This window comes from Pseudomonas sp. IPO3774 (assembly GCF_013386835.1).
In the GTDB taxonomy this organism is placed as follows: Bacteria; Pseudomonadota; Gammaproteobacteria; order Pseudomonadales; family Pseudomonadaceae; genus Aquipseudomonas.
Genome location: NZ_JACAQY010000018.1, coordinates 190,726 through 216,583 on the forward strand (window position 1 = coordinate 190,726; position 25,858 = coordinate 216,583).

A 25,858-nucleotide genomic window follows, 5' to 3' on the forward strand; every position below is an offset into this window, starting at 1 on the left:
CTCAGGCGGGGCTTTTTAGTGGCCGATGGAATCAGACGAGGGGTTTAGGCTCGTGCTCTTCTTCCAGGGCCTTAGGGTGGTGCTCTACCACTTCCTCGACGGAACGTACGTTCTCGTCGATGGCAGGGGCAGTGTGCTCAACCACGGCTTCGGTGACCGGAGCAGGGGTTGCTTGGGCAACTTCAGCGACGGCTGGAGCAGCTTCGGCAGCGGCCTTGGCAGCAGCGGCGGCCGCTTCAGCTTCCTTGCGACGACGACGCACTTCGCGTGGGTCGTTCGGCGCACGGCCATTTTCGGTCAGGGCGCTGGCCGGAGCGGCTTCAACCACCGGGGCTGCCACTTCGGCAACCACTGGCGCTTCAATCACTGGCGCAGGCTCGGCAACAACGGCAACAGGTTCAGGGGCGACAACCACTTCAGCGACTGGTGCCGGAGCTTCTTCGACCACTGGAGCAGGCGCTGGTGCTTCAACCGCTTCGACCACTGGGGCAGGTTCGGCAGTCCACTGGAAGGCAGTCTGTTCTTCGCGAACTTCACGCACTTCAGGGGTTGGCTCGGCAACCGGTGCTTCAACGGCGGCTTCAACCACGGGCTGTTGTTCAACAACAGCGGCAGGCTCGGCAACCACTTCAGCTTCAGGCTGAGGCTCGCGAACTTCGCGAACTTCGCGAACTTCACGAACGTGACGAGCCGGCGCTACTTCCACTTCCGGAACAACCGGGGCTTCGACCGGGGTCGTTGCTTCAACCACTGGCGCTTCGACGGCTGGCGTCTCTACAACAGTGTTTTCCTGGATGGCAGCGGTGGCTGCTTCAGCTTGCTCGTTGGCCTGGGCTTCAGCAGGTGCGCTGATGACCGAGCTGGCAACAGCAGCGGTAACGGCCAGGCCGGCAGCCAGTTCGGCGCCAGTCGGTTCGCCGGTAGCGGCTGCGTTGGCTTCGCCGGTCTCTTCCGAGCCTTCGATTTCGTTGCCGTTGGCATCACGTTGACGCTCACGACGGTTGCTGCGACGACGCTGGCCACGGGAGCGGCGGCGTGGACGATCGCCTTCGGCGTTGTCCTGGCCGTCTTCCTGTTGCTGGTCTTCGTTGGACAGCAGCTCTTCTTCTTCACCGGCTGGAGCCGCTTGCTCGGCACGTGGTTGACGCTCTTCACGAGGAGGGCGTGGCGCACGTTCTTCACGCGGCTGACGAGCTGGACGCTCTTCAGCAGTGGCAGCGGTGGCAGCAGCAGCGGCTACGGCTGGAGCGGCATCCAACGGCTCGCGCAGTTCACGCACGCGTTCTTCACGCTCGCCACGTGGCTTGCGGTCTTCACGTGGAGCGCGTGGAGCACGCGGTGCACGTTCTTCGCGTGGTGCACGCTCTTCACGGGCCACGGTTGGTGTTTCTTCACGGGCTTCGCGCGGTTGGCGCTCTTCACGTGGGGCGCGTTCTTCGCGGGGTGCACGTTCTTCACGAGGCTTGCGCTCTTCGTCACGGCGACCGTTGCGATTGCGGCTCTGCTGGCGACCGTTGCGACGCTCTTCATTGCGTGCAGGGCGTTCAGTCACAGGCTTCTCGACCACAACTGGAGCCACCGGCTCTTCCTTGGTGGCGAACAGGCTGACCAGCGACTTCACCAGGCCCTTGAACAGGCTTGGCTCAGGCAGGGCAGCTGGTGCGGCAACCGGCGCGGCAGCCTCGACAGGAACCGGTGCGTTGGCACGGGCTGGCGCGGTCTTGACGGCGGCTTCCTGGCGAACCAGGGTGCGGGTCGCAGCGGCTGGCTGGACTTCTTCCACTTCGGCAGCGGCAGCAGCGATTTCGTAGCTGGACTGGTTGACGTGGGCTTCCGGGCTGTCATCACGCAGGCGCTGCACTTCGAAGTGCGGCGTCTCGAGGTGATCGTTCGGCAGGATGACGATGCGGGCACGGGTGCGCAGTTCGATCTTGGTGATCGAGTTGCGTTTTTCGTTGAGCAGGAACGCAGCGACCGGGATCGGCACCTGGGCGCGCACTTCGGCAGTGCGGTCTTTCAGGGCTTCTTCTTCGATCAGGCGCAGGATCGCCAGCGACAGCGATTCAACGTCACGGATGATGCCGGTGCCGTTGCAACGCGGGCAGACGATGCCGCTGCTTTCACCCAGGGATGGACGCAGGCGCTGACGGGACATTTCCAGCAGGCCGAAGCGCGAGATGCGGCCGACCTGTACACGGGCACGGTCAGCTTCCAGGCATTCGCGGACTTTCTCTTCCACGGCGCGCTGGTTCTTGGCTGGGGTCATGTCGATGAAGTCGATCACGATCAGGCCGCCGATGTCACGCAGGCGCAGCTGGCGGGCGATTTCTTCAGCCGCTTCCAGGTTGGTCTGCAGGGCGGTTTCTTCGATGTCGCTACCCTTGGTGGCACGCGCCGAGTTGATGTCGATGGACACCAGGGCTTCGGTCGGGTCGATCACGATGGAGCCGCCGGAAGGCAGTTCGACGACGCGCTGGAAAGCGGTTTCGATCTGGCTTTCGATCTGGAAACGGTTGAACAGCGGAACGCTGTCTTCGTACAGCTTGATCTTGCTGGCGTACTGCGGCATCACCTGGCGGATGAAGGTCAGGGCTTCGTCCTGGGCTTCGACGCTGTCGATCAGCACTTCGCCGATGTCCTGGCGCAGGTAATCGCGGATGGCGCGGATGATCACGTTGCTTTCCTGGTAGATCAGGAATGGCGCGGAACGATCCAGGGACGCTTCCTTGATAGCGGTCCACAGCTGCAGCAGGTAGTCGAGGTCCCACTGCATTTCTTCGCTGCTGCGGCCCAGGCCGGCAGTGCGCACGATCAGGCCCATGTCGGCCGGAGCGATCAAGCCGTTCAGCGCTTCACGCAGTTCGTTGCGCTCTTCGCCTTCGATGCGACGGGAGATACCGCCGGCACGCGGATTGTTCGGCATCAGGACCAGATAGCGGCCAGCCAGGCTGATGAAGGTGGTCAGGGCGGCGCCCTTGTTGCCACGTTCTTCTTTTTCTACCTGAACGATGACTTCCTGGCCTTCGCTCAGGACGTCCTTGATGTTCACGCGGCCTTCAGGGGATTTCTTGAAGTATTCGCGGGAGATTTCTTTGAGGGGCAGGAAGCCATGGCGCTCGGAGCCGAAATCGACAAAGGCAGCCTCAAGGCTTGGTTCGATGCGAGTAATCCGGCCTTTATAGATGTTGGCCTTCTTTTGCTCGCGTGCACCGGACTCGATGTCCAGGTCGTAGAGGCGTTGGCCGTCTACCAGTGCAACACGCAACTCTTCGGGTTGAGTTGCGTTAATCAGCATTCTTTTCATGTTGTACCGTCGGTTTCCGGGCTGCCGGAAACGGCGTTCGGCACACACGACTTCTCACGGTCGGTGTCAGGTGCGTCAAGAGTGGTTGGCCACTCCAGTGTCCAGCAATACCCGCCAAAATGGGCGGTATCGCGACGTACGCTTCCTGCTTGCTGTGGTGACTTAAGCACTCAGTCAGGAGGAGGAATCAACCGGCGACTGTGGACGAGATGAAGCGTCTAAATATAAGCCTAGTGCTACACAGTCCGACGGTTGTGCATCTCCACCCTACACGTATCCCTGATAATTCGGGTGCTGCCGCGCGCAGAATCCGCAGCGGGTTGGCATTTACCGTGTTCTCCAATGGGGAGTCCACGCTCATGGCTAAACAAGACCGGGTGTGGGCGATTGTGCTCTCACTCAGCTCGTAACAGGCGTTGTTTCCGAAGCATTCGCCGTGGTCTGGCTCCAGACTGACTGCACTTTGTGAACTGGCCGTAAATATCGGCGCAAAAGGCGAGTAATCACTCTGCTTTTTGCACTCGCTTCAGGCCTCATGTCACCTGCGCTTGTTACAATCTCGAGCCTTCCAGGGTGGCGAAAGCCCCGTAGGACGGCCTCGCGTCCTGATGAATTGCGATGGTCAGGGCCGGCAGTTTGCCGCTAGTCCTCTGTCCAGGCCGCTTTTGGCGGCGTTCGCGACTATAGCAGCAATGATTAAGTGCTTCAATTCCATAAAAAATTGTTATCATCGCCGCCATGACGACTACCGCCCCCCAGACCCCCAGCGTCCAGATGCTCGAGGTCTCGCCGGAATATGCCGGCCAACGCATCGACAACTTTCTTCTTGCCAGGCTCAAAGGCGTGCCCAAGACCTTGATTTACCGCATTTTGCGTAAAGGCGAAGTGCGCGTGAACAAGGGCCGGATCAAGCCCGAGTACAAGCTGCAGGCGGGCGATATCGTCCGCGTGCCGCCGGTGCGGGTGCCTGAGCGTGACGAACCGGTCCCACTGGCCCAGGGCCTGTTGCAGCGCCTTGAAGCGTCGATTGTCTTCGAAGACAAGGCACTGATCGTGATCAACAAGCCGTGTGGCATCGCGGTCCACGGTGGCAGTGGCCTCAACTACGGGGTGATCGAAGCCTTTCGTCAGTTGCGCCCGGATGCCAAGGAGCTGGAGCTGGTCCACCGTCTGGACCGTGACACCTCCGGCCTGTTGATGATCGCCAAGAAACGTAGCATGTTGCGCCACCTGCATGCCGCCCTGCGCGGTGATGGCGTGGACAAGCGCTACATGGCGCTGGTGCGTGGCAACTGGGCCACCTCGATCAAGAGCGTGCGCGCGCCGTTGCAGAAGAGCAACCTGCGTTCCGGCGAGCGCATGGTCGAGGTGGACGAGGAGGGCAAGGAGGCGCTGACCCTGTTCAAGGTGCTGCGCCGCTTTGGTGACTTTGCCACCATGGTCGAGGCCAAGCCGGTCACTGGCCGTACCCACCAGATTCGTGTGCACACCCTGCATGCGGGGCACTGCATTGCCGGCGATACCAAATACGGCGATGAAGATTTCTCCAAGGAAATCCGCGACCTGGGTGGCAAACGCCTGTTCCTGCACGCCTACATGCTGACCGTGCCGCTGCCCGATGGTGGCGAATTGAAGCTGCAAGCGCCTGTCGATGAAATGTGGGCCAAGACCGTGGAGCGCCTGAGTGTCGCACCCTGACTACAAGCTGTTGATCTTTGACTGGGATGGCACGCTGTGTAATTCCATTGGTCGGATTGTCGAGTCGATGCACGCGGCGTCGACCCGTTCCGGTTATGCATTGTGCGACGACCTGGCGGTCAAGGGCATTATTGGTCTGGGCCTGCCGGAAGCGATCCGCACCCTGTACCCGGAGATTGGTGATGACGAGCTGATAGCGTTTCGTCAGCACTACGCCGATCACTACATGGCGCTCGACGCCCAGCCTTCGCCGCTGTTTGAAGGCGTGGCGCAGGCCATGGAAGCATTTCGCGCCGACGGTTATCACCTTGCGGTCGCGACCGGCAAGGCCCGTCGCGGCCTGGACCGGGTGCTCAAGGCTCATGGCTGGGAAGATTATTTCGACGCCACCCGTGCGGCGGACGAAACCGCCAGCAAGCCCCACCCTCTGATGCTCGAGCAGATCCTCGCTCAATGTGGCGTGTCGCCTCGGCAGGCGTTGATGGTGGGTGATGCGTCGTTCGACCTGATGATGGCGCGTAATGCTGGCATGGACTCCGTGGCGGTCAGCTACGGCGCCCAATCTGCCCAGGCGTTGCAGGCCTACGAGCCGCGCCTGACAATTGACCGTTTTTCTGAATTGCAGGCCTGGCTCAGCCGGGCCCATTAAGTCTTTGCTGGGGTAGATGGCATGACCGATGAGTGGAAAGCGCCTGAGAAGGCCAATGCCGATAACAATGGCGATGACAGAAGCTGGAAGTTGCTGGAGAAGACCTTGCTGGCCAGTGTTCAGGAGCAGCGCCGCTCCCGGCGTTGGGGGATCTTTTTCAAGCTTCTGACCTTTATTTATCTGTTGGGCATGCTGGTGCTGTTCAGTCCGCTGATGGACATGGAGAAGAGCGCCACCCGAAGCGGTCATTACACGGCGTTGATCGAAGTGCGCGGAGTGATTGCCGACAAGGAGTCTGCCAGTGCAGACAACATCGTCAGCAGCCTGCGGGCGGCCTTCGAGGACTCCAAGGTCAAGGCTGTGATCCTGCGCATCAACAGCCCGGGCGGCAGTCCGGTGCAGTCGGGTTATGTGTATGACGAGATTCGTCGCCTGCGCGCCTTGCACCCGGACATCAAGCTGTATGCAGTGATTTCCGACCTGGGTGCCTCGGGTGCCTACTACATCGCCAGTGCTGCCGACCAGATCTATGCCGACAAGGCCAGTCTGGTGGGTTCGATTGGTGTGACGGCGGCCGGTTATGGCTTTGTCGGCGCCATGGAGAAGCTCGGGGTTGAGCGTCGTACCTACACGTCGGGTGAGCACAAGTCGTTCCTGGACCCGTTCCAGCCGCAAAAGGCGGATGAAACCCAGTTCTGGCAGGGTGTGCTGGATACCACTCATCGGCAATTCATCGCCAGTGTGAAGCAGGGGCGCGGTGACCGGCTCAAGGATAAGGAGCATCCGGAGCTGTTCTCCGGTCTGGTCTGGTCTGGCGAGCAAGCGCTGCCATTGGGCTTGATCGATGGCCTGGGCAGTGCCAGTTCGGTGGCGCGGGACGTGATTGGCGAGAAAGAACTGGTGGACTTCACTGTTCAGGAATCGCCGTTTGATCGTTTCTCCAAGAAGCTGGGTGCCAGTGTGGCTGAGCAGTTGGCGATGTGGATGGGCTTTCAGGGTCCGACCCTGCGCTGAGATCTTGAGCGCGACAAGGCTCAAAGTGTGGGAGCTGGCTTGCCTGCGATAGCATCACCTCGGTGCAACTGATGTACCGAGGTGTCTGCATCGCAGGCAAGCCAGCTCCCACATTCGTTTGTGGTGTTCTCAGGGAATCTGTACGCCTTCGGCCAGTAGCATGTCCACCAGTCGGATCAGCGGCAGTCCGACCAGGCTGGTGGCGTCTGGACCTTCGGTGCTTTGAAACAGGCTCACCCCCAGGCCTTCGGCCTTGAAGCTGCCAGCGCAGTCGTAGGGCTGCTCGATGCGCAGGTAGCGTTCGATGCGTGCGGCGTCCAGCGTGCGCATGTGTACGGTGAAGGGGATGCAGTCGACCTGGCAATGGCCGGTGGCGCTGTTCAGTACAGCCAGGCCGGTCAGGAAGCTGACGCGCTTGCCACTGGCCGCCAGCAGTTGCTCACGGGCCTTCTCGAAAGTGTGGGGCTTGCCGATGATCTGGCCGTCGAGCGCGGCGACCTGGTCCGAGCCGATGATCAGGTGGCCCGGATGGCTCTCAGCCAGGGCGCGGGCCTTTTCCTCGGCCAGGCGCTTGACCAGCTCCACAGCGGACTCGTCCCGGCGGTGGCTTTCGTCGATATCCGGCGAGCTGCAGATGAACGGCAGGTGCAGGCGTTTCAACAATTCCCGGCGATAAACCGAGCTGGAAGCGAGTAATAAAGGCAGCATGGGCGTCTCCTCAAGGCAGTCGCGGATTCTAGCGGGGAGGCCCGGTGACGGACAGGGCTGAATTTCCTTTGACATGGCCGGGTGCATCCCTATAATGCTGCGCCTATGTTGAATGACCCGATTCCACCTCACGTTGACCCGCGCAAATTGGCTGATCGTGGCACCACCCTTCAAGGTGAGCTGCTCCTGGCCGATTTGGAGAGACTCTGCGACCCGCTTTCCGACACTGTCGGTACGGTGCAGGCTAAATTCGTTTTTGAACGAGATGAACGTAAGTCTGTGGTAATCCACAGCTTTATCGACACCGAAGTCAAAATGGTTTGCCAGCGTTGTCTTGAGCTGGTCACCCTGCCGATCCACAGCGAATGCAGTTATGCTGTGGTGAAAGAGGGTGCGAATACCCAGTCGTTGCCGAAAGGTTATGACGTGCTGGAACTGGGCGAAGATCCTTTGGATCTGCAGTCACTGATCGAGGAGGAGCTTTTGCTCGCCTTGCCCATTGTGCCTGCTCATCATCCGGAAGAATGCCAGCAGCCGGCGGGTCTCGATGAGCCCGAACCGAGCGAGGACGAGGTAACGCGGTCCAACCCGTTCAGTGTATTGGCGCAGTTAAAGCGTGACCCAAACGTTTAGGAGTTAATCAATTATGGCTGTTCAGCAGAACAAAAAATCCCGCTCTGCCCGTGACATGCGTCGTTCGCACGACGCCCTGACGGCAAGCACTCTGTCTGTAGAAAAAACCACCGGTGAAGTTCACCTGCGTCACCACGTATCGCCAGAAGGCGTATACCGTGGCCGTAAAGTGATCGACAAGGGCGCTGACGAGTAATCACTTGTCTGCTCAAGTCATCGCGATTGACGCAATGGGCGGGGACTTCGGTCCCCGCAGCATTGTTCAGGCCTGCATTGCTTGCCTGTCTGCCACGCCCTCGCTGCACCTGACCCTCGTCGGTCAACCCTCCTTACTTGAAGAACTGATTGCCAGCCATCCGGCGGTGGATCGCGCGCGCCTGACTATTACACCGGCCAGCGAAACCATCACCATGGATGAAAAGCCTGCGCAGGCCTTGCGCGGCAAGCCTGATTCTTCGATGCGGGTGGCGCTTGAGCTGGTACGCGACGGCAAGGCCCAGGCCTGTGTCAGTGCCGGCAATACCGGGGCGTTGATGGCGTTGTCCCGGCATGTGCTGAAAACCCTGCCGGGCATTGACCGGCCGGCGATGGTTGCGGCTATTCCGACCCAGCAGGGCTATTGCCAGTTGCTGGACCTGGGGGCGAACGTCGATTGCAGTGCCGAGCATCTGCTGCACTTTGCCCTGATGGGCTCGGTGGCGGCCGAAGCGCTGGGCGTGGCCCGGCCTCGGGTGGCGCTGCTGAATATCGGCACCGAAGACATCAAGGGCAACCAGCAGGTCAAGCTCGCGGCGACGCTGTTGCAAAGCGCGCGAGGCTTGAACTACATCGGCTTTGTCGAGGGTGACGGTCTGTACCGCGGCGAAGCCGACGTGGTGGTGTGCGACGGGTTTGTCGGCAATATCCTGCTCAAGTCCAGCGAGGGCCTGGCGACGATGATTGCTGCGCGCATCGAGGCCTTGTTCAAGCGCAACCTGGCGTCACGCCTGGTGGGCGCCCTGGCGCTGCCCTTGATGCGGCGCTTGCAGGCTGACCTGGCTCCGGCGCGGCACAATGGTGCGAGTTTCCTGGGGTTGCAGGGCATCGTGGTGAAAAGTCATGGTTCGGCGGGGGTGCAGGGTTTTCAAAGTGCCATCCAGCGCGCCTTGATCGAGATCCAGGAAAACCTGCCGCAACGCTTGCACGGCCGCCTTGAGGATCTGTTGCCTTAGGCGAATCGGGCCGGAAATGCTTAAATGTGACCGGCCAGTTCAATTGACCATCCAATCTGTCAGTTTCTTGCGCTCCCACGTGTGGGGCGCCAATTTCCGACGACCAGATCATTAGGGGCTTGTTACATGTCTACATCCCTCGCATTCGTCTTTCCAGGGCAGGGTTCGCAGTCCCTCGGCATGTTGGCCGAGCTGGGCGCGGAACATCAGTTGGTCCTGGACACTTTCAAGGAAGCCTCCGATGCCTTGGGTTACGACCTGTGGGCACTGACCCAGCAAGGGCCGGAAGAGCTGCTCAATCAAACCGACAAGACCCAACCCTCCATCCTCACCGCCTCCATCGCCCTGTGGCGTCTGTGGCTGTCTGAAGGCGGCGCACGTCCGGCCTACGTTGCCGGTCATAGCCTGGGCGAATACAGCGCCCTGGTGGCCGCTGGCAGCCTGACCCTCGGTGAAGCGGTCAAGCTGGTGGAGCGTCGTGGCCAGTTGATGCAGGAAGCGGTTCCTGCCGGGCAGGGCGGCATGGCTGCCATTCTCGGCCTGGAAGATGCTGACGTGATTGCCGCCTGCGCCGAAGCGGCCCAGGGCGAAGTGGTCAGCGCCGTGAACTTCAACTCCCCTGGCCAGGTGGTGATCGCCGGCGCCAAGGCGGCGGTAGAGCGCGCCATCGAAGGCTGCAAGGCCCGTGGCGCCAAGCGTGCGTTGCCGTTGCCGGTCAGCGTGCCGTCCCACTGCGAACTGATGCGCCCGGCGGCCGAGCGTTTCGCCGAGTCGATCGCTGCGATCAACTGGCAGGCGCCGCAGATTCCGTTGGTGCAGAACGTCAGTGCCGCCGTGGCCTCTGACCTGGAAACCCTCAAGCGCGATCTGCTGGAACAGCTGTACAAGCCGGTTCGCTGGGTTGAGTCGGTGCAGACCCTGGCCGCCAACGGCGCCACCCAATTGGTAGAGTGCGGCCCGGGCAAAGTCCTCGCCGGCCTGAACAAGCGTTGCGCCGAAGGCGTGTCGACTTCCAACCTCAATACCCCGGATGCCTTCGCTGCCGCTCGCGCAGCCCTGGCCTGACGTTAATTTCCGAACCTAGGAGAAGCCTGCATGAGTCTGCAAGGTAAAGTTGCACTGGTCACCGGCGCAAGCCGTGGCATTGGCCAGGCGATCGCCCTGGAGCTGGGCCGTCTGGGCGCTGTGGTCATCGGTACCGCAACCTCCGCCGCCGGCGCTGAACGTATTGCCGCGACGCTGAAGGAAAACGGCGTCCATGGCACCGGTCTTGAGCTTAACGTGACCAGCGATGAGTCCGTGGCGGCCGTATTGGCTGAAATCACGGCGCAATTCGGTGCACCGGCTATTCTGGTGAACAATGCCGGTATTACTCGCGATAACCTGATGATGCGTATGAAAGACGACGAGTGGCATGACGTCGTTGATACCAACCTGAACAGTCTGTTTCGCCTGTCCAAGGGTGTTTTGCGCGGCATGACCAAGGCTCGTTGGGGTCGAATTATCAATATTGGCTCTGTTGTGGGTGCCATGGGCAACGCAGGCCAAGTAAACTACGCAGCCGCCAAGGCCGGTCTGGAAGGTTTCAGCCGTGCATTGGCGCGTGAAGTAGGCTCGCGGTCGATTACGGTCAACTCGGTGGCCCCAGGGTTCATCGACACCGATATGACCCGCGAATTGCCTGAAGCGCAGCGTGAAGCGTTGCTGACGCAGATTCCGCTGGGCCGTCTGGGCCAGGCTCAAGAGATCGCGAATGTGGTCGCTTTCCTGGCATCCGACGGTGCGGCATACGTGACTGGGGCTACAATCCCGGTGAACGGCGGGATGTACATGAGTTAAATTGTGACGGATCGCTTCAAAAAAATGTCATACGAGCTGTCTAAAATCCGTTATAAAGCTGCAATCTATTTATAGGCAGATGGCCAATAGGGTACGAGGGTGAAGCTTTCAGTTGAAAAGCTGAAAAGTCTTTCTATACACTTACCCACTGGCCAGCTGCCTGAATTTGTCCATTAGGAGTGAAAACAAGGTATGAGCACCATCGAAGAGCGCGTCAAGAAAATCGTTGCCGAGCAACTGGGCGTTAAAGAAGAAGAAGTGACCAACAGCGCTTCCTTCGTTGAAGACCTGGGTGCCGACTCCCTTGACACCGTTGAGCTGGTGATGGCTCTGGAAGAGGAATTCGAGACCGAAATCCCGGACGAAGAAGCTGAAAAAATCACTACCGTTCAAGCTGCTATCGACTACGTTACTAGCCACCAGGCGTAATAGTTTGTAATCGTCGCTTGCTGTGATGGAAAAACCGCACTGCCCTATGGCGTGCGGTTTTTTCCTTTAAGCCTGATGCAAAGTGTCGTCATTAGAAAAAGGAGAGTGCTGTGTCGCGTAGACGCGTCGTAGTCACCGGTATGGGTATGTTGTCGCCACTGGGTACGGATGTGCCGAGCAGTTGGCAGGGCATTCTGGCTGGCCGCAGTGGTATTGGTCTGATCGAACACACGGACCTTTCTGCCTATTCCACCCGTTTTGGCGGCTCGGTAAAGGACTTCAATGTCGAGGAATATCTCTCGGTCAAAGAGTCCCGCAAACTCGACCTGTTCATTCAATACGGCCTGGCAGCCGGATTTCAGGCGGTGCGTAATGCCGGCCTGGAAGTCACCGACGCCAACCGTGAGCGCATCGGCGTGGCCATGGGTTCGGGTATTGGCGGTCTGACCAATATCGAAGAAACCAGCCGCACCCTGCATGAGTCCGGCCCTCGCAGAATTTCACCGTTCTTCGTGCCTGGCTCGATCATCAATATGATTTCCGGTTTCCTGTCCATCCACTTGGGTGCCCAGGGGCCTAACTACGCCATTTCCACGGCGTGCACCACGGGCACTCACTGCATCGGCATGGCGGCGCGCAATATCGCCTATGACGAGGCCGACGTGATGATCGCCGGCGGTGCCGAGATGGCCGCCTGCGGTTTGGGCATGGGCGGCTTCGGCGCGTCCCGTGCGTTGTCGACCCGCAATGACGAGCCGACCCGTGCCAGCCGTCCGTGGGACAAGGGCCGCGACGGTTTTGTTCTGGCCGACGGTGCCGGTGCGCTGGTACTCGAAGAGCTGGAGCACGCGAAGGCCCGTGGCGCCACTATCTACGCCGAGCTGATTGGTTTCGGCATGAGCGGTGATGCGTACCACATGACCTCGCCTCCGTCGGACGGCGCGGGTGCTGCACGCTGCATCACCAATGCGTTGCGTGATGCCAAGGTCAACGTTGACCAGGTGCAGTACATCAATGCCCATGGCACTTCGACCCCGACCGGCGACCTGGCGGAAGCCGAGGCCATCAAGTCGGTATTCGGCGAGCATGCCTACAAGCTGGCGGTCAGTTCCACCAAGTCCATGACCGGTCACCTGTTGGGTGCGGCGGGCGCGGTCGAGGCAATCTTCAGCGTGCTGGCCATCAAGGATCAGGTCGCTCCGCCGACCATCAACCTCGATGAACCGGATGAGGGCTGCGACCTGAACTTCGTGCCTCACGAGCCGCAGAAGATGCCGATCGACGTGGTGCTGTCCAACTCGTTCGGTTTTGGTGGTACCAACGGTTCCCTGGTGTTCCGCCGGTTCGCCGAGTGATGGAGAGCTGGGTCGACGGTCAGCCGGCGGGCGCAGTGCCCCTGAAAGACCGTGGCCTGGCATACGGTGATGGGCTGTTCGAGACCATTGCCGTCAAGGTCGGGCAGCCCGTGCTGCTTGACCGCCACCTGCAGCGCCTTGAAGAAGGTTGCAGGCGGTTGGCGATTGTTGCGGATCAACCCCTGATCCGCAGCGAATTGCTGGCCTACGCCGCCGCCCTCGGTGACGGTGTACTCAAGTTGATCCTGACCCGTGGCGACAGCCAGCGCGGTTATGGCATCAGTGCTGGCGCTCCGGCGCGGCGCATTCTGCAAGGCAGTCCACCTGCCACTTATCCCCCGGAACATGCAGCGTCAGGCATCCGCCTGTTTGCGTGTACCACGCGTTTGTCCGAGCAACCGTTGCTCGCCGGCCTCAAGCACCTCAATCGACTGGAACAGGTGTTCGCCCGCGCCGAATGGCAGGATGCCGAACACGCCGAAGGTTTGATGCTGGATATGTCCGGTCGAGTCATCGAAGGCGTCTTCAGCAACCTGTTTCTGGTGCGTAACGGCGTGTTGCTGACCGCTGATCTGAATCGCTGTGGCGTCGCCGGCGTAATGCGGGCCGAGCTGTTGGCCCAGGCGCAGGCGTTGGGCATCCCGACAAGCGTGGCCGATATCAGCCTTGAGCAGCTGCAACAGGCCGATGAAGTCTTGGTGTGCAACAGCGTATATGGCATTTGGCCGGTGCGCGGATGTGCTGCGATGAGCTGGTCGGTTGGGCCGCTCACCCGTAAACTGCAGGGCATTGTTCGCGCACTATTGGGTATTTGATTTGAGACGTAAATTTGTATTGTTGCTGGAGATCGGTCTGGTCCTGGCGGGTTTGCTGCTGGGCGCTTCGGCCTGGAAGCTGAACTCGGCCCTTGAACAGCCCTTGAATCTGACCCAGGAGCAATTGCTGGACGTACCGGCTGGCGCGACGCCCACCGGCACCTTCAATCGCCTGGAAAATGACGGCGTGCTCAAGGATGCGTTCTGGTTGCGTCTCTACTGGCGCTTCAACCTCGACGGCCAGCCGCTGCACAGCGGCGAATACCGCATGACCCCGGGCCTCACCGCCGAGGGCCTGATCGGCCTGTGGCAGCGTGGCGAAGTGGTGCAGTACAGCATTACGCTGGTGGAAGGCTGGAACTTCCGCCAGGTGCGCGCGGCCCTGGCCAAGCATGAAAAGATCGAGCAGACCCTGTCCGGCCTGAGTGACAGCGAGGTGATGGAAAAACTCGGCCACCCGGGCGTATTCCCTGAAGGGCGCTTCTTCCCGGACACCTACCGCTTCGTGCGCGGCATGAGCGACGTCGAACTGCTGAAAAAATCCTACAACCGTCTGGACGATGTCCTCGCCCAGGAGTGGAGCAAGCGCGCGGCCGATGCGCCGTACACCGACCCCTATCAAGCGCTGATCATGGCCTCGCTGGTGGAGAAAGAAACCGGCGTGCCGGAAGAGCGCGGCCAGATCGCCGGGGTATTCGTGCGGCGCATGCAGATCGGCATGCTGCTGCAAACCGACCCGACGGTGATCTACGGCCTCGGCGAGCGCTACACCGGCAAGTTGACCCGCGCGCACCTCAAGGAAGCCACGCCCTACAACACCTACGTGATCGCCGGCCTGCCGCCGACGCCGATCGCCATGGTCGGGCGGGAGGCGATTCATGCTGCGCTGAACCCGGTGGCGGGCAGCAGCCTGTATTTCGTTGCCCGAGGCGATGGCAGCCATATTTTCTCGGATAACCTGGATGCGCATAACGCAGCAGTGCGTGAGTTCCAGATGAAGCGTCGCGCCGATTACCGTTCCAGCCCGGCGCCGGCGGCAAAGCCTGCGGACGCGCCGCTGGATACGCCCGCCGAGCCGGCTCCGGCACCCGATGACGCCGCACCGCAAAGCCCGCAATGACTCTGACTAAGGACTGCCTGTGACTGGCTTGTTTATTACCCTGGAAGGCCCGGAAGGCGCCGGCAAGAGCACCAATCGTGAATACCTGGCCGAGCGCCTGCGCGCCGAAGGTATCGAGGTGCTGCTGACCCGTGAGCCTGGCGGCACGCCACTGGCCGAGCGTATCCGTGAAGTGCTGCTGACCCCGGGCGACGAACAGATGAACCCCGACACCGAGCTGTTGCTGGTGTTCGCCGCCCGCGCCCAGCACCTGGCCGAAGTCATTCGCCCGGCACTGGCCCGGGGCGCCGTGGTGATTTGTGACCGGTTTACCGATTCCACCTATGCCTATCAGGGCGGCGGTCGTGGCTTGTCCCTGGAGCGCATTGCGGCCTTGGAAACCTTCGTCCAGGGCGATTTGCGGCCCGACCTGACCCTGGTGTTCGATCTCCCGGTGGAAGTCGGCATGGCCCGTGCCTCCGCCCGGGGTCGCCTCGATCGTTTCGAACTGGAAACCCGAGTCTTTTTTGAAGCTGTGCGCGGCGCGTTTCTCAAGCGCGCCGAAGCCGACCCCGCTCGTTACTACCTGTTGGACGCCGCACAACCGTTGACTCAGGTTCAGCAGTGCATTGACGCCCTGTTGCCGAAGCTTGTGGAGCGTGTCCGTGGCTGAAGCCTATCCATGGCAGGACAGCCTCTGGCAGCAACTGGCGGGCCGTGCCCAGCACGCCCACGCCTACCTGCTCCACGGCCCGGTGGGCATCGGCAAGCGCGCCCTGGCCGAGCGGCTGATGGCCAGCTTGTTGTGCCAGCGGCCCAACGGCCTGGAAGCCTGCGGCGAATGTAAATCCTGCATGCTGCTCAAGGCCGGCAGCCACCCGGACAACTATCTGCTGGAACCGGAAGAGGCCGACAAGGCGATCAAGGTCGACCAGGTGCGTGATCTGGTCAGCTTCGTGGTGCAGACCGCGCAGATGGGCGGGCGCAAGGTGGTGCTGATCGAACCGGTGGAGTCGATGAACATCAACGCCGCCAACGCCTTGCTCAAGAGCCTGGAAGAACCGTCCGGCGATACCGTGCTGCTGCTGGTCAGCCACCAGTCCAGCCGCCTGCTGCCGACCATTCGCAGCCGCTGCGTGCAGCAGGCCTGCCCGTTGCCGAGCGAAGCCATGAGCCTGCAGTGGCTGGCCCAGGCGTTGCCGGACTGTGGCGAGGCGGAGCGCGTCGAGTTGCTGACCCTGGCGGCCGGTTCGCCCCTGGCGGCGGTCAAGCTCCAGGCCCAGGGCGTGCGTGAACAGCGTGCGCTGGTGGTGGACGGGGTGAAAAAACTGCTCAAGCAGGAAGTGTCGGCCACGCAACTGGCCGAAAGCGCCTGGAAAGACATTCCCTTGCTGCTGCTGTTCGACTGGTTTTGCGACTGGTCGAGCCTGATCCTGCGCTACCAGCTGACCCAGGACGAAAACGGCCTTGGGCTGCCGGACATGCGCAAAGTCGTGCAATACCTGGCGCAGAAGAGCGCCCAGGACAAGGTGCTGAACATCCAGGACTGGATCCTCGCCCAACGCCAGAAGGTCCTCGGCAAGGCCAACCTCAATCGCGTGCTGTTGCTTGAGGCCTTGCTGGTGCAGTGGATCGGTTTGCTCGGCCGCCGTTAATTTCAGTGGCCGACGGGTGTATCGTTGGCCAGACACTTTCCGTGACTCAAGTTGTAGATCCCTATGCTCGTAGATTCCCATTGCCACCTTGATCGCCTCGACCTGGCCCAGCACAACGGCTCCCTCGACGCCGCCCTTGAAGCTGCGCGCCAGCGCGGGGTAGGGCACTTCCTGTGCATCGGCGTCAGCGCGGAAAACGCCGCCGACGTCAAAGCCCTGGCCGATCGTTATGCCGATGTCGACTGCTCGGTGGGCATTCACCCGCTGGACCTCAAGCCCGGCGAAGCCCCGGCCCTCGACTGGCTGCTCGGTGAACTCAATCACCCGCGCGTGGTGGCCATCGGTGAGACCGGCCTGGATTACCACTACGAACCGGAAGCTGCCGAGTTGCAGCAGGCGTCGTTCCGTCTGCACCTGCAAGCCGCCCAGCAGACTGGCAAGCCGGTGATCGTCCACACCCGTGGCGCCCGTGCCGACACCCTGACCCTGCTGCGCGAAGCCGCGCTGCCCCAGGCTGGTGTGCTGCATTGCTTCACTGAAGACTGGGACATGGCCAAGGCCGCGCTGGACCTTGGTTTCTACATTTCCTTGTCGGGCATCGTGACCTTCCGCAACGCCGATGCCCTGCGCGATGTCGCGCGCCAGGTCCCGGCAGACCGCCTGCTGGTGGAAACCGATTCGCCGTACCTGGCGCCAATTCCTCATCGCGGCAAACCCAATCTGCCGGAATACGTACGGGATGTGGCGGATTACCTGGCGATGCTGCGGGGCGAGTCCTACGAGCGCTTTGCCGAACAGACCACCGAGAACTTCAAGCGCCTGTTCCCGCTGGCCCACGTCGGCCACTGAATCGCAGGCAAAAAAAACCCGGGTTCTGGGGGGTGAATCCGGGCTAAGACCATTAGGAGTAAAACAAGGGTACGCAGTCCGTCGGTACCCAGGTCGACGCGTCACTTGGGGGAGATGCCACGCCGACATTTCAAGTATTGATCAGTATCCGATTCAGTCCAGCCACATCTGATCGTTTTTTAAACAGATTTGGAATACGCCCGCTTCGGTTGAGTTCTCATTGGATGCGATGCACACGCGCCAATCACCTGTTTTATTTCTGACTCGAATCGGCACATTCGTTGGCGTGCTGTAAGTTAAGTGCAAAGGTTGTTCATATAGGCGTTGCCCAACGACCGTTCAGTCGGGATAATCCCGCGCACCGGGTAAAACGTTCCGACAAGCACGGCTTGGGGAGCGAACGCCCTTCCAATATCCATCTCTGCAGACCTTTTTCTTATGCACAAAGAACCCCGCAAGGTCCGTGAGTTTCGCCGCCGCGAGCAGGAAATTCTCGACACCGCACTCAAGCTGTTCCTCGACCAGGGTGAAGACAGCGTCACCGTCGAGATGATTGCGGATGCCGTGGGTATCGGCAAAGGCACCATCTACAAGCACTTCAAGTCCAAGGCCGAGATCTACCTGCGCCTGATGCTCGACTACGAGCGCGACCTGAACGAGCTGCTGCACTCGGCCGATGTCGACAAGGACAAGGAAGCGCTGTCCCGCGCCTACTTCGAGTTCCGCATGCGTGACCCGCAGCGCTACCGCTTGTTTGATCGCCTGGAAGAAAAAGTGGTGAAGGGCCATCAGGTGCCGGAAATGGTCGAGGAGCTGCACAAGATCCGTGCCTCGAACTTCGAACGCCTGACCCTGCTGATCAAGGGCCGTATCAGCGAAGGCAAGCTCGAAGACGTGCCACCGTATTTCCACTACTGCGCCGCCTGGGCGTTGGTGCACGGCGCCGTGGCGTTGTACCACTCGCCGTTCTGGAGCAATGTGCTGGAAGACCAGGAAGGTTTCTTCCAGTTCCTGATGGACATCGGCGTGCGCATGGGCAACAAGCGCAAGCACAGCACTGATTTGCCGAACGCCGAAACGCCGGCCACTTGAATCATTCGCCAGCGTGATGGCGATATGATTTCCTGCCCAGCGCAGTAACCCAGGAATATACTCAGGCAAGGACCTTGCTAAAACTTGATTTTTCAGTCAGGTTTTAGTGCGCCCGAATTATCCTCTGCCGGAGTGATCCATGATCGTTGATCGTCAAGGCAGGCGATTCCGCAATTTGCGGATCAGCCTGACCTCAGCCTGCAATTACGCCTGTACCTACTGCGTGCCCAACGGCAAGCGGCTGGTGGCTGCGCAGGACGAACTGTCGGCCGAGGCGATGGCGCGGGGTGTCGAGTACCTGATCGAGGCCGCCGGCATCGAGCGCCTGCGGATTACCGGCGGTGAACCGTTGGTCAGCCCCAAGCTGGAAGCCTTCATGGGCGCGGTGGGGCAGATGGGGCTCAGTGATATCAGCCTGACCACCAACGGCCAACTGCTGGCGCGCAAACTGCCGCTGCTGGTGGACGCCGGGATTCGCCGGATCAACGTGTCCCTCGACACCCTGGACGCCGACGCCTTCCGCAGCATCGCTCGCGGTGGCGACCTGGCCACCGTGCTCGATGGCATGGACCAGGCGAGCGCCGCCGGGATCAAGATCAAGGTCAACATGGTGCCGCTGCGCGGCCAGAACCTCGACCAGGTGATGCCGCTGCTCGACTACTGCCTGGAGCGTGGCTACGAGTTGCGCTTTATCGAATTGATGCGCATGGGCCATCTGGCCACCGATTCCAACGCATTCCTCCAGCAGTTCGTCAGCCTCCAGCAATTGCTCAGCCTGATCGGCGAACAGTACGAATACCTGCAAGCCAACGCCCCGGTGGACGCCACTGCCGTGCGCTACGAAGTGCCCGGCAAAGGTTTCTTCGGTGTCATCGCCAACGAAAGCGTGCCGTTCTGCCGGACCTGTTCGCGTTTGCGCCTGTCGTCCACTGGCTGGCTGCATGGCTGCCTGTCGTCGAGCAACCGCCACTACGTCGGCGACCTGCTGGACAAACCCCGCCACCAGGCCCTGCCGGCCTTGCAGCGCTTGTTGGTCAAGGCCTTGGGTGACAAGCAGGAAGTGGCCTTCTCCGGCGGCGCCACCATCATGAAGATCATCGGCGGCTAGTCCCGCAAGCTGGCGCAAAATCTGCATCTCGTGCCCATTCGCCGGTTTTCCGTCACCGGCCTTTGGAGAATTAGGATGCGTAGTCTGGTTTTGGTGCTGGCGTCACTCGCGCTGGGTGGCTGCATGACCGTCAGTGATATGGCCGAAGGCACGCGCTATCAGATGAGCGATGCCGGGCTGCTGGACCACAGCGATACTCGCCGCGTCAATTCGGTCCGCATACAGCCGGACTCCTTCGTCTTCATCGCCCAGGGCGCCTTCACCCCGCCGGGCAGTGCTTATCCACGGCCTAACGTGGTGGCCGAGGAAGCCTTCAACGGCTTTGTCGAATATTTCCCGATGGTCCGCCGCGCCCGCAAGCCGGAAGGCCTCGAGCAGGCGATGTCGGAAGCCCGCGCGGCGGGTGCGCATTACCTGCTGTACTGCCGCTTCGCCCAGGCGGATGACCGTATCGGCAACGCCGATGAATGGTCTGACCAGGAGGCGGTGGATCGCCTGGGTATCGACACCGGAACCATCCAGGTCATGTTGATCGAGACCAGTACCCAGTATTTGATTGATACTGTGCGCATCCATAGCCGTGGCGGTTTACTGACGTTCCACGACAACAAGCCTGAAGATCTGATCGGCAAGCCCCTGGCGCACTACGCGCGCAGCCTGTTGGGCATGAGCGATCAGTAAGACACAAGGAGAGCAGCATGACCGATTCGGCCAAGGCCAATGAGTTGTTGGCGCAATTGCCCAAGGGCAAGGGACCTGCACCGGTGCATCTGTGGAACCCGGCGTTTTGCGGCGATATCGACATGCGCATCGCCCGTGACGGCACCTGGTTCTACATGGGCACGCCGATTGGCCGCAAGCCGATGGTCAAGCTGTTCTCCAATATCATTCGCCGCGATGGCGATGATTATTTCCTGATCACCCCGGTGGAAAAGGTCGGGATCAAGGTCGATGACGCGCCCTTCGTCGCCGTGACCCTGGAAGTCGAAGGGCAGGGCGAAAGCCAGGTCCTGCGCTTTACCACCAACGTGGATGAGCAGGTCGAGGCCGGTACCGAGCATCCGCTGCGGGTGGTGATCGACCCGGACACCCAGGAACCCTCGCCATACCTGCGGGTGCGCACCAACCTCGAAGCCCTGGTTCACCGCAATGCGTTCTACCAGCTGGTGGAGCTGGCGGTGACCCGTCCGATCAACGGTAAGAACTGGCTTGGCGTCTGGAGCGGCGGGGTATTTTTCCCCATCGGCCTGGAGCCCTGAGGCTGATTTCTCGCTCTCCCTGAAATAAATCGCTTGCTGTAGCCGGGCGCTTTCGGTTATCAATTTGTACATGATTAGACATGTCCGATTTGATAAGAAAAAACGCGTCGTCGACGAGCTGATCCGCCGTATCGAGGGTGGAGTGATGGCCGACGGTGTCCTGCTGCCGGGCGAGCACCAACTGGCCGAAGAGTTTTCCGTCAGCCGCGGCACCCTGCGTGAAGCCCTGGCCGAACTCAAGCGCCGCAGCTACATCGCCACCCAAAGCGGTGTCGGCTCCATCGTCACCTTCGACGGCATGGTGCTCGACCAGCGCAGCGGCTGGGCCCAAGCCCTGGCCGATACCGGCGCGGTGGTGACCTCCGAAATCCTGCGCCTGGAAGCCGTCACCCGCCCGGACCTGCTCAGCCGTCACGGCAGCGACCAATTCATCGCCCTCGACCGCCGCCGTCGCGCTGCCGACGGCACGTTCGTGTCCCTGGAGCGCTCGCTGATGCCGGCCTCGGGTGGCCTCGAAAGCCTGCCGCAAGTCGGCCTGATCGATAATTCCCTGACCATCACCCTGGCGGCCTATGGCTATGTCGGCGCCACCGGCAATCAATGGATCGGTGCCGAGCCTCTGAACGAAGAAGACGCCCAGCTCCTGGGGCGCCCGGTGGGCACGGTGTTCCTCAAGGCCCTGCGCACCACCTACGACCGCCAGGACCGCTTCATGGAATCCGTCGAAAGCTTGCTCGACCCTCTGCATTTCCGCTTGCACCTTCAATTTGGAACACCGACATGACCGCCACCACCCGCGCCCTCGGCGCCTTCTACGGCCTGGCACTGGGCGATGCGTTGGGCATGCCCACCCAGTCCCTGAGCCGCGAGCAGGTCAAGGCGCGTTTCGGCGCGATCACCGGCCTGGAAGATGCCGACGCCGATCAGCCGATCGCGCCGAACATGCCCAAGGGCTCGATCACCGATGACACCGAACAGGCGATCCTCGTCGGCCAGTTGCTGGTGGACGGGCAGGGCAGGATTGAACCCACCGAACTCGCCCAACGTTTGATCGACTGGGAAGCGGTGATGCGCGCCAAGGGCTCCCAGGATTTGCTGGGCCCGTCAACCAAACGGGCGATCGACATGATCCTGGCGGGCCATACCCCGGAAGAGTCCGGGCGCTACGGCACCACCAACGGCGCCGCCATGCGTATCACCCCGGTGGGCATCGCGGCGGACGTCAACGACCCGGCGCAGTTTATCCAGGCGGTGATCCAGGCGTGCCAGGTCACCCATAACACCAACCTGGGCATCTCCAGCGCGGCGGCGGTGGCGGCGGTGGTTTCCGCCGGGATCAACGGCGTCGATCTGGGCGAAGCGCTGAACATCGGCACGCAGATCGCCCAGCAGGCGGAAAACCACGGCCATTGGATTGCCGGCGGGCGCATCGCCACCCGCATCAGTTGGGCGCGCACCTTGAGCGTCGACAGCGGCGACAAGGCGCTGTTTACCGACCTGCTTTACGAATTGATCGGCACCTCGGTGGCGTCCCAGGAATCGGTGGTGGTGTCGTTTGCCCTCGCGCAGCAAGTCGCGGTGGGTGAAATGAACGCCATCGAAGCCCTGTGCATGGCCGCCAGCCTCGGCGGCGACACCGACACCATCGCGGCGATTCTCGGCGCGATGCTCGGTGCGTGCCTGGGGATGCAGTGCTGGCCTGAGGCGATGATCGAACAGGTCAAGCAGGTTAACCAACTGGACCTGGAACCCTTGGTCCAAGGCCTGCTCGAGCTGCGCTGAGCACCGCAGATCGAAACATGTGGGAGCTGGCTTGCCTGCGATAGCGGTCGATCAGTTGGTGAATCATCGACTGACACCACGCTATCGCAGGCAAGCCAGCTCCCACATTGATCCAGTCGAGTCAGGAAGACCGGCACACAGATTCAACTTGCCAACCTGCCACAACCACAAAAAAACAGGCATCAGGAGCACCCCACCATGAGTACGTCCTCTTCCGGCCAAAGCGCCGGGCAATTGGAAACACGCGGCATCGAGCCGGTCCCGGAAGGCGAGTGCAACGGCCATCCGCTGCAACTGTTCTGGGTCTGGTTTGCGGCCAACATCAGCATCCTCGGCTTGCCCCTGGGCGCGACCCTCGTAGCGTTTCGCGGCCTGGCGATCTGGCAGGCAATCATCGTGGCGATCCTCGGCGCCGCCGGCTCGTTTGCGGTGGTGGGCATCATCTCCATCGCCGGCCGTCGTGGCCGTGCACCGAGCCTGACCCTGTCCCGGGCGATCTTTGGCGTACGCGGCAATATCGGCCCGACGCTGGTGTCGCTGATGTCGCGCCTCGGCTGGGAAACCGTCAACACCACTACGGCTGCGTTCGTGCTGTTGTCGTTGTGCTCGATCCTGTTCAACTCGCCGGTTGCCGCCAAAAGCGCGCCGGTACTGACCCTGTTGTTCATCGGCATCTTCGTGCTGCTGACCCTCGCCGTATCGGGCCTGGGCCATGCCACCTTGCTGGTGATCCAGAAGTGGGCCACCTACGTGTTCGGCGCACTGAATATCCTGGTGGGCGGTTTCCTCTGCGCCACCATCGACTGGAGCGCGGTATTCAACGCGACGCCTGCGCCGTTGAGCGCGATGATCATCGGCGTCGGCACCATGGCCGCCGGTACCGGTATCGGCTGGGCCAACGCCGGTGCCGACATGTCGCGCTACCAGCATCGCAGCGTCAAGGCCGTGCGCCTGGTGGCCTCCGCGGCATTCGGTGCGGGGATTCCGCTGGTGCTGTTGATCACCCTCGGCGGCTTGCTGTCGGTGGGCAACAACGACCTGGCGTCGGCCACTGACCCGATCATCGCGATCCGCGACATGCTGCCGACGTGGATGGCGGTGCCGTACCTGATCACCGCGTTTGGCGGGCTGTTGCTGTCGAATAACCTGTCGGTGTACTCGGCGGGCCTCACTACCTTGACCCTCGGTTTGAAGGTCAAGCGCGTACACGCGGTGATCGTCGACATCGTCGCGATCTTCGCCGGTTCGATCTACTTCATGCTGATCGCCGACAGTTTCTACGGCCCGTTCATCACCTTCATCTCGCTGCTGGCGGTACCGATCACCGCCTGGGTCGGGATCTTTGTGGTCGACCTGATTCATCGTCACTACTACAGCCCCAAAGACCTGCTGGACGTAACGCCAAGCAGCGCCTACTGGTACCGTGGCGGAGTTGAATGGCGTGCGTTCGGCGCCTGGGCGATTGCGATCGTGCTGGGCTTCAGCTTCACCACCATCGGCACCACGGCCGAGAACATCTGGTTCGCCGGGCCGCTGTCCGATTCGTGGCTGGGCCATAACGGCCTGGGCTGGATCGTCACCTTCCTGGTGGCCGGCGGGATTTATGCGGTACTGGGTGGCGCGGCTGATCGTCGTCCGGCTTTGGTAGAGAGCGCTAATGTCTAGATTGCTGCACAGCGGCCAGGTCATCGTCGACCTGGTCATGTCCCTCGACACATTGCCCGCCACCGGCGGCGATGTATTGGCCAACTCCGCCAGCTTCGAAGCCGGCGGTGGCTTCAACGTGATGGCCGCGGCCCGACGCAACGGCTTGCCGGTGGTCTACCTGGGCCGCCATGGCACCGGCCGCTTCGGCGACCTGGCGCGCGCGGCGATGCAGGCCGAGGGCATTGAAATGGCCCTGGCCGCCAGCGACGACAAGGACACAGGCCTGTGTGTGTCCCTGACCGAAGCCACTACCGAGCGTACCTTCATTTCCCATATCGGCGCTGAGGGTGACTTGCTGGTGCAAGACCTGGCCAATGCGGTGCCCGGCGACGACGACTATGTGTACGTCAGCGGCTACAGCCTGCTGCTGGAAGGCAAGGCCCAGGCGTTGCTCGATTGGCTGTTGGCATTGCCGCGCCAGATCACGGTGGTGTTCGATCCGGGCCCGCTGGTGAAGGCACCGGACTCGGCCTTGATGGTCGCCCTGTTGCCGCGTATCGATATCTGGACCAGCAACGGTCCGGAAGCGCTGGCCTTTACCGGCGCGAGCGATCTGGCGGGGGCATTGCTCAAGCTCAACGAGCACTTGCCCGCCGAGACCTTGCTGGTGGTGCGCGATGGGCCGAATGGCTGCTGGATCAGCCGTAATGGCCAGGCCGAGCATGTGCCGGGATTCAAGGTCAAGGCGGTGGACAGCAACGGTGCCGGCGATGCTCACGCCGGGGTGTTTATCGCTGGCCTGGCCAATGGTTTGGCGCCAGCTGTCGCGGCACGTCGCGCGAACGCGGCGGCGGCCTTGGCGGTCACGCGCTGGGGGCCGGCCACCTCACCGGGCACGGCTGAAGTGGAGGCGTTGTTGAGCGAGGGCTGATTCGGCAGAATAGTCGCCATTCAGCACGGAGCAGCGTCATGACCCAGAACATCTACGACACCGAGGTTTTCTTCGAGGGCTACAGCAAAATGGGTCGCTCGGTAGAAGGCCTCGCCGGCGCGCCGGAGTGGCCGGCGTTGCAATCCATGCTGCCGCCCATGTCGGGATTGAAAGTCGTAGACCTGGGTTGCGGCTACGGCTGGTTCAGTCGCTGGGCCCGGGAGCAGGGCGCCGAGCAGGTGCTGGGGCTGGATGTCTCGCAAAAAATGCTGGCGCGGGCAAAGGAGATGACTTCGTCGTCGGCCATCACCTATGGCATCGCCGACCTGGAAAAACTCGACCTTCCGGATGCCGCTTTCGACTTGGCCTACAGCTCATTGGCGTTCCATTACATCGTCGATCTTAAGGGCCTGTTCGCGCGTATCCATCAAGCGTTGGTCCCGGGCGGGCGGTTGGTGTTTTCTATCGAACACCCGATCTTCATGGCGCCCCGGCAGCCGGGCTGGCTGATTGATGAGCAAGGGCGCAAGAGCTGGCCGGTGGACAGCTACCAGTTGCAAGGACCACGGGTGACAAACTGGCTGGCGGAGGGTGTGATCAAGCAACATCGCACCGTGGGCACGTTGCTGACGCTGTTGATCCAGGCGGGGTTTACCCTGACTCATGTCGACGAGTGGGGCCCGAGCGAAGCGGACCTGAAGGCCCGTCCGGCACTGGCAGAAGAGCTTGAGCGCCCAATGATGCTACTGGTGGCCGCCCACCGCTGATTCCGTGGCTGCAA

The 25,858-nt window shown here is 61.6% G+C and carries 26 protein-coding genes; 24 read left to right on the forward strand and 2 right to left on the reverse strand.

Annotated features, from left to right (window positions below; translation table 11 throughout):
* Positions 1-31: 31 nt before the first annotated feature.
* On the reverse strand, positions 32-3,295 hold the full coding sequence (gene rne / locus HYE77_RS12720) for a ribonuclease E (RefSeq protein WP_177068844.1): 3,264 nt from the start codon (positions 3,293-3,295) through the stop codon (positions 32-34).
* A gap of 747 nt (positions 3,296-4,042) precedes the next feature.
* On the opposite strand from rne, the gene rluC reads away from it, so the two are divergent.
* From rluC to HYE77_RS12735, 3 genes are read left to right on the forward strand one after another with little or no spacing between them, the layout of a single operon-like run.
* The gene (rluC, locus tag HYE77_RS12725) at positions 4,043-5,002 is read left to right on the forward strand and encodes a 23S rRNA pseudouridine(955/2504/2580) synthase RluC (RefSeq protein ID WP_177068845.1); all 960 of its coding nucleotides are present in this window, start codon (positions 4,043-4,045) and stop codon (positions 5,000-5,002) included.
* On the forward strand, positions 4,989-5,651 hold the full coding sequence (locus tag HYE77_RS12730; RefSeq protein ID WP_004371323.1) for an HAD-IA family hydrolase: 663 nt from the start codon (positions 4,989-4,991) through the stop codon (positions 5,649-5,651). The genes rluC and HYE77_RS12730 overlap by 14 nt, the downstream gene beginning before the upstream one ends.
* A gap of 21 nt (positions 5,652-5,672) precedes the next feature.
* Complete coding sequence (locus tag HYE77_RS12735; protein WP_177068846.1) at positions 5,673-6,665, forward strand: S49 family peptidase; 993 nt, start codon at positions 5,673-5,675, stop codon at positions 6,663-6,665.
* A 129-nt stretch (positions 6,666-6,794) separates the two neighbouring features.
* On the opposite strand, the gene HYE77_RS12740 is transcribed toward HYE77_RS12735, so the two are convergent.
* Positions 6,795-7,373, reverse strand: coding sequence for a nucleoside triphosphate pyrophosphatase (locus HYE77_RS12740; protein ID WP_177068847.1), 579 nt, complete (start codon positions 7,371-7,373; stop codon positions 6,795-6,797).
* Positions 7,374-7,478: 105 nt separating this feature from the next.
* Between HYE77_RS12740 and HYE77_RS12745 the strand changes: the two genes are divergently transcribed.
* The 21 genes from HYE77_RS12745 to HYE77_RS12845 all read left to right on the forward strand — a co-directional run bounded on the left by HYE77_RS12745 (position 7,479) and on the right by HYE77_RS12845 (position 25,844).
* On the forward strand, positions 7,479-8,006 hold the full coding sequence (locus HYE77_RS12745) for a YceD family protein (protein ID WP_004371317.1): 528 nt from the start codon (positions 7,479-7,481) through the stop codon (positions 8,004-8,006).
* Between the two features lie 13 nt (positions 8,007-8,019).
* Positions 8,020-8,202: a 50S ribosomal protein L32 gene (gene rpmF, locus HYE77_RS12750; RefSeq protein ID WP_004371305.1), complete on the forward strand. Its 183-nt coding sequence runs from the start codon at positions 8,020-8,022 to the stop codon at positions 8,200-8,202.
* Positions 8,203-8,206: 4 nt separating this feature from the next.
* Entirely contained in the window at positions 8,207-9,217 is a 1,011-nt protein-coding gene (gene plsX, locus HYE77_RS12755) for a phosphate acyltransferase PlsX (protein WP_080673274.1), read from the forward strand.
* Positions 9,218-9,343: 126 nt separating this feature from the next.
* Complete coding sequence (gene fabD, locus HYE77_RS12760) at positions 9,344-10,282, forward strand: ACP S-malonyltransferase (protein WP_177068848.1); 939 nt, start codon at positions 9,344-9,346, stop codon at positions 10,280-10,282.
* Between the two features lie 30 nt (positions 10,283-10,312).
* Entirely contained in the window at positions 10,313-11,056 is a 744-nt protein-coding gene (fabG, locus tag HYE77_RS12765) for a 3-oxoacyl-ACP reductase FabG (RefSeq protein WP_177019565.1), read from the forward strand.
* A gap of 192 nt (positions 11,057-11,248) precedes the next feature.
* Positions 11,249-11,485: an acyl carrier protein gene (gene acpP / locus HYE77_RS12770; protein WP_004371293.1), complete on the forward strand. Its 237-nt coding sequence runs from the start codon at positions 11,249-11,251 to the stop codon at positions 11,483-11,485.
* 110 nt (positions 11,486-11,595) lie between these two features.
* A complete protein-coding gene (fabF, locus tag HYE77_RS12775; protein ID WP_004371291.1) occupies positions 11,596-12,840 on the forward strand; it encodes a beta-ketoacyl-ACP synthase II in 1,245 nt (414 codons plus the stop codon).
* Positions 12,840-13,655, forward strand: coding sequence for an aminodeoxychorismate lyase (pabC, locus tag HYE77_RS12780; RefSeq protein ID WP_177068849.1), 816 nt, complete (start codon positions 12,840-12,842; stop codon positions 13,653-13,655). The genes fabF and pabC overlap by 1 nt, the downstream gene beginning before the upstream one ends.
* Before the next feature lies 1 nt (position 13,656).
* Complete coding sequence (mltG, locus tag HYE77_RS12785) at positions 13,657-14,775, forward strand: endolytic transglycosylase MltG (protein ID WP_023659249.1); 1,119 nt, start codon at positions 13,657-13,659, stop codon at positions 14,773-14,775.
* A 19-nt stretch (positions 14,776-14,794) separates the two neighbouring features.
* Positions 14,795-15,427, forward strand: a complete 633-nt coding sequence (tmk, locus tag HYE77_RS12790) for a dTMP kinase (RefSeq protein WP_004371284.1) — start codon at positions 14,795-14,797, stop codon at positions 15,425-15,427.
* Positions 15,420-16,409, forward strand: a complete 990-nt coding sequence (locus HYE77_RS12795) for a DNA polymerase III subunit delta' (RefSeq protein ID WP_177068850.1) — start codon at positions 15,420-15,422, stop codon at positions 16,407-16,409. The genes tmk and HYE77_RS12795 overlap by 8 nt, the downstream gene beginning before the upstream one ends.
* Before the next feature lie 63 nt (positions 16,410-16,472).
* Positions 16,473-17,258: a TatD family hydrolase gene (locus HYE77_RS12800; RefSeq protein WP_087692771.1), complete on the forward strand. Its 786-nt coding sequence runs from the start codon at positions 16,473-16,475 to the stop codon at positions 17,256-17,258.
* A gap of 438 nt (positions 17,259-17,696) precedes the next feature.
* The gene (locus tag HYE77_RS12805; protein ID WP_004371278.1) at positions 17,697-18,350 is read left to right on the forward strand and encodes a TetR/AcrR family transcriptional regulator; all 654 of its coding nucleotides are present in this window, start codon (positions 17,697-17,699) and stop codon (positions 18,348-18,350) included.
* Between the two features lie 139 nt (positions 18,351-18,489).
* Positions 18,490-19,458, forward strand: coding sequence for a GTP 3',8-cyclase MoaA (locus tag HYE77_RS12810; RefSeq protein WP_102369698.1), 969 nt, complete (start codon positions 18,490-18,492; stop codon positions 19,456-19,458).
* 75 nt (positions 19,459-19,533) lie between these two features.
* The gene (locus tag HYE77_RS12815) at positions 19,534-20,139 is read left to right on the forward strand and encodes a DUF4823 domain-containing protein (RefSeq protein ID WP_004371272.1); all 606 of its coding nucleotides are present in this window, start codon (positions 19,534-19,536) and stop codon (positions 20,137-20,139) included.
* A 17-nt stretch (positions 20,140-20,156) separates the two neighbouring features.
* Positions 20,157-20,717, forward strand: a complete 561-nt coding sequence (locus tag HYE77_RS12820) for a DUF1285 domain-containing protein (RefSeq protein ID WP_177041384.1) — start codon at positions 20,157-20,159, stop codon at positions 20,715-20,717.
* A gap of 70 nt (positions 20,718-20,787) precedes the next feature.
* Complete coding sequence (locus HYE77_RS12825; RefSeq protein WP_080673275.1) at positions 20,788-21,501, forward strand: GntR family transcriptional regulator; 714 nt, start codon at positions 20,788-20,790, stop codon at positions 21,499-21,501.
* Positions 21,498-22,499, forward strand: a complete 1,002-nt coding sequence (locus tag HYE77_RS12830; RefSeq protein ID WP_177041386.1) for an ADP-ribosylglycohydrolase family protein — start codon at positions 21,498-21,500, stop codon at positions 22,497-22,499. Before HYE77_RS12825 ends, HYE77_RS12830 begins: the two co-directional genes overlap by 4 nt.
* Before the next feature lie 198 nt (positions 22,500-22,697).
* The gene (locus tag HYE77_RS12835; RefSeq protein WP_008434943.1) at positions 22,698-24,164 is read left to right on the forward strand and encodes a cytosine permease; all 1,467 of its coding nucleotides are present in this window, start codon (positions 22,698-22,700) and stop codon (positions 24,162-24,164) included.
* The gene (locus tag HYE77_RS12840; RefSeq protein ID WP_177068851.1) at positions 24,157-25,077 is read left to right on the forward strand and encodes a PfkB family carbohydrate kinase; all 921 of its coding nucleotides are present in this window, start codon (positions 24,157-24,159) and stop codon (positions 25,075-25,077) included. Before HYE77_RS12835 ends, HYE77_RS12840 begins: the two co-directional genes overlap by 8 nt.
* A gap of 38 nt (positions 25,078-25,115) precedes the next feature.
* Positions 25,116-25,844: a bifunctional 2-polyprenyl-6-hydroxyphenol methylase/3-demethylubiquinol 3-O-methyltransferase UbiG gene (locus HYE77_RS12845; RefSeq protein WP_177019569.1), complete on the forward strand. Its 729-nt coding sequence runs from the start codon at positions 25,116-25,118 to the stop codon at positions 25,842-25,844.
* Positions 25,845-25,858 lie beyond the last annotated feature (14 nt).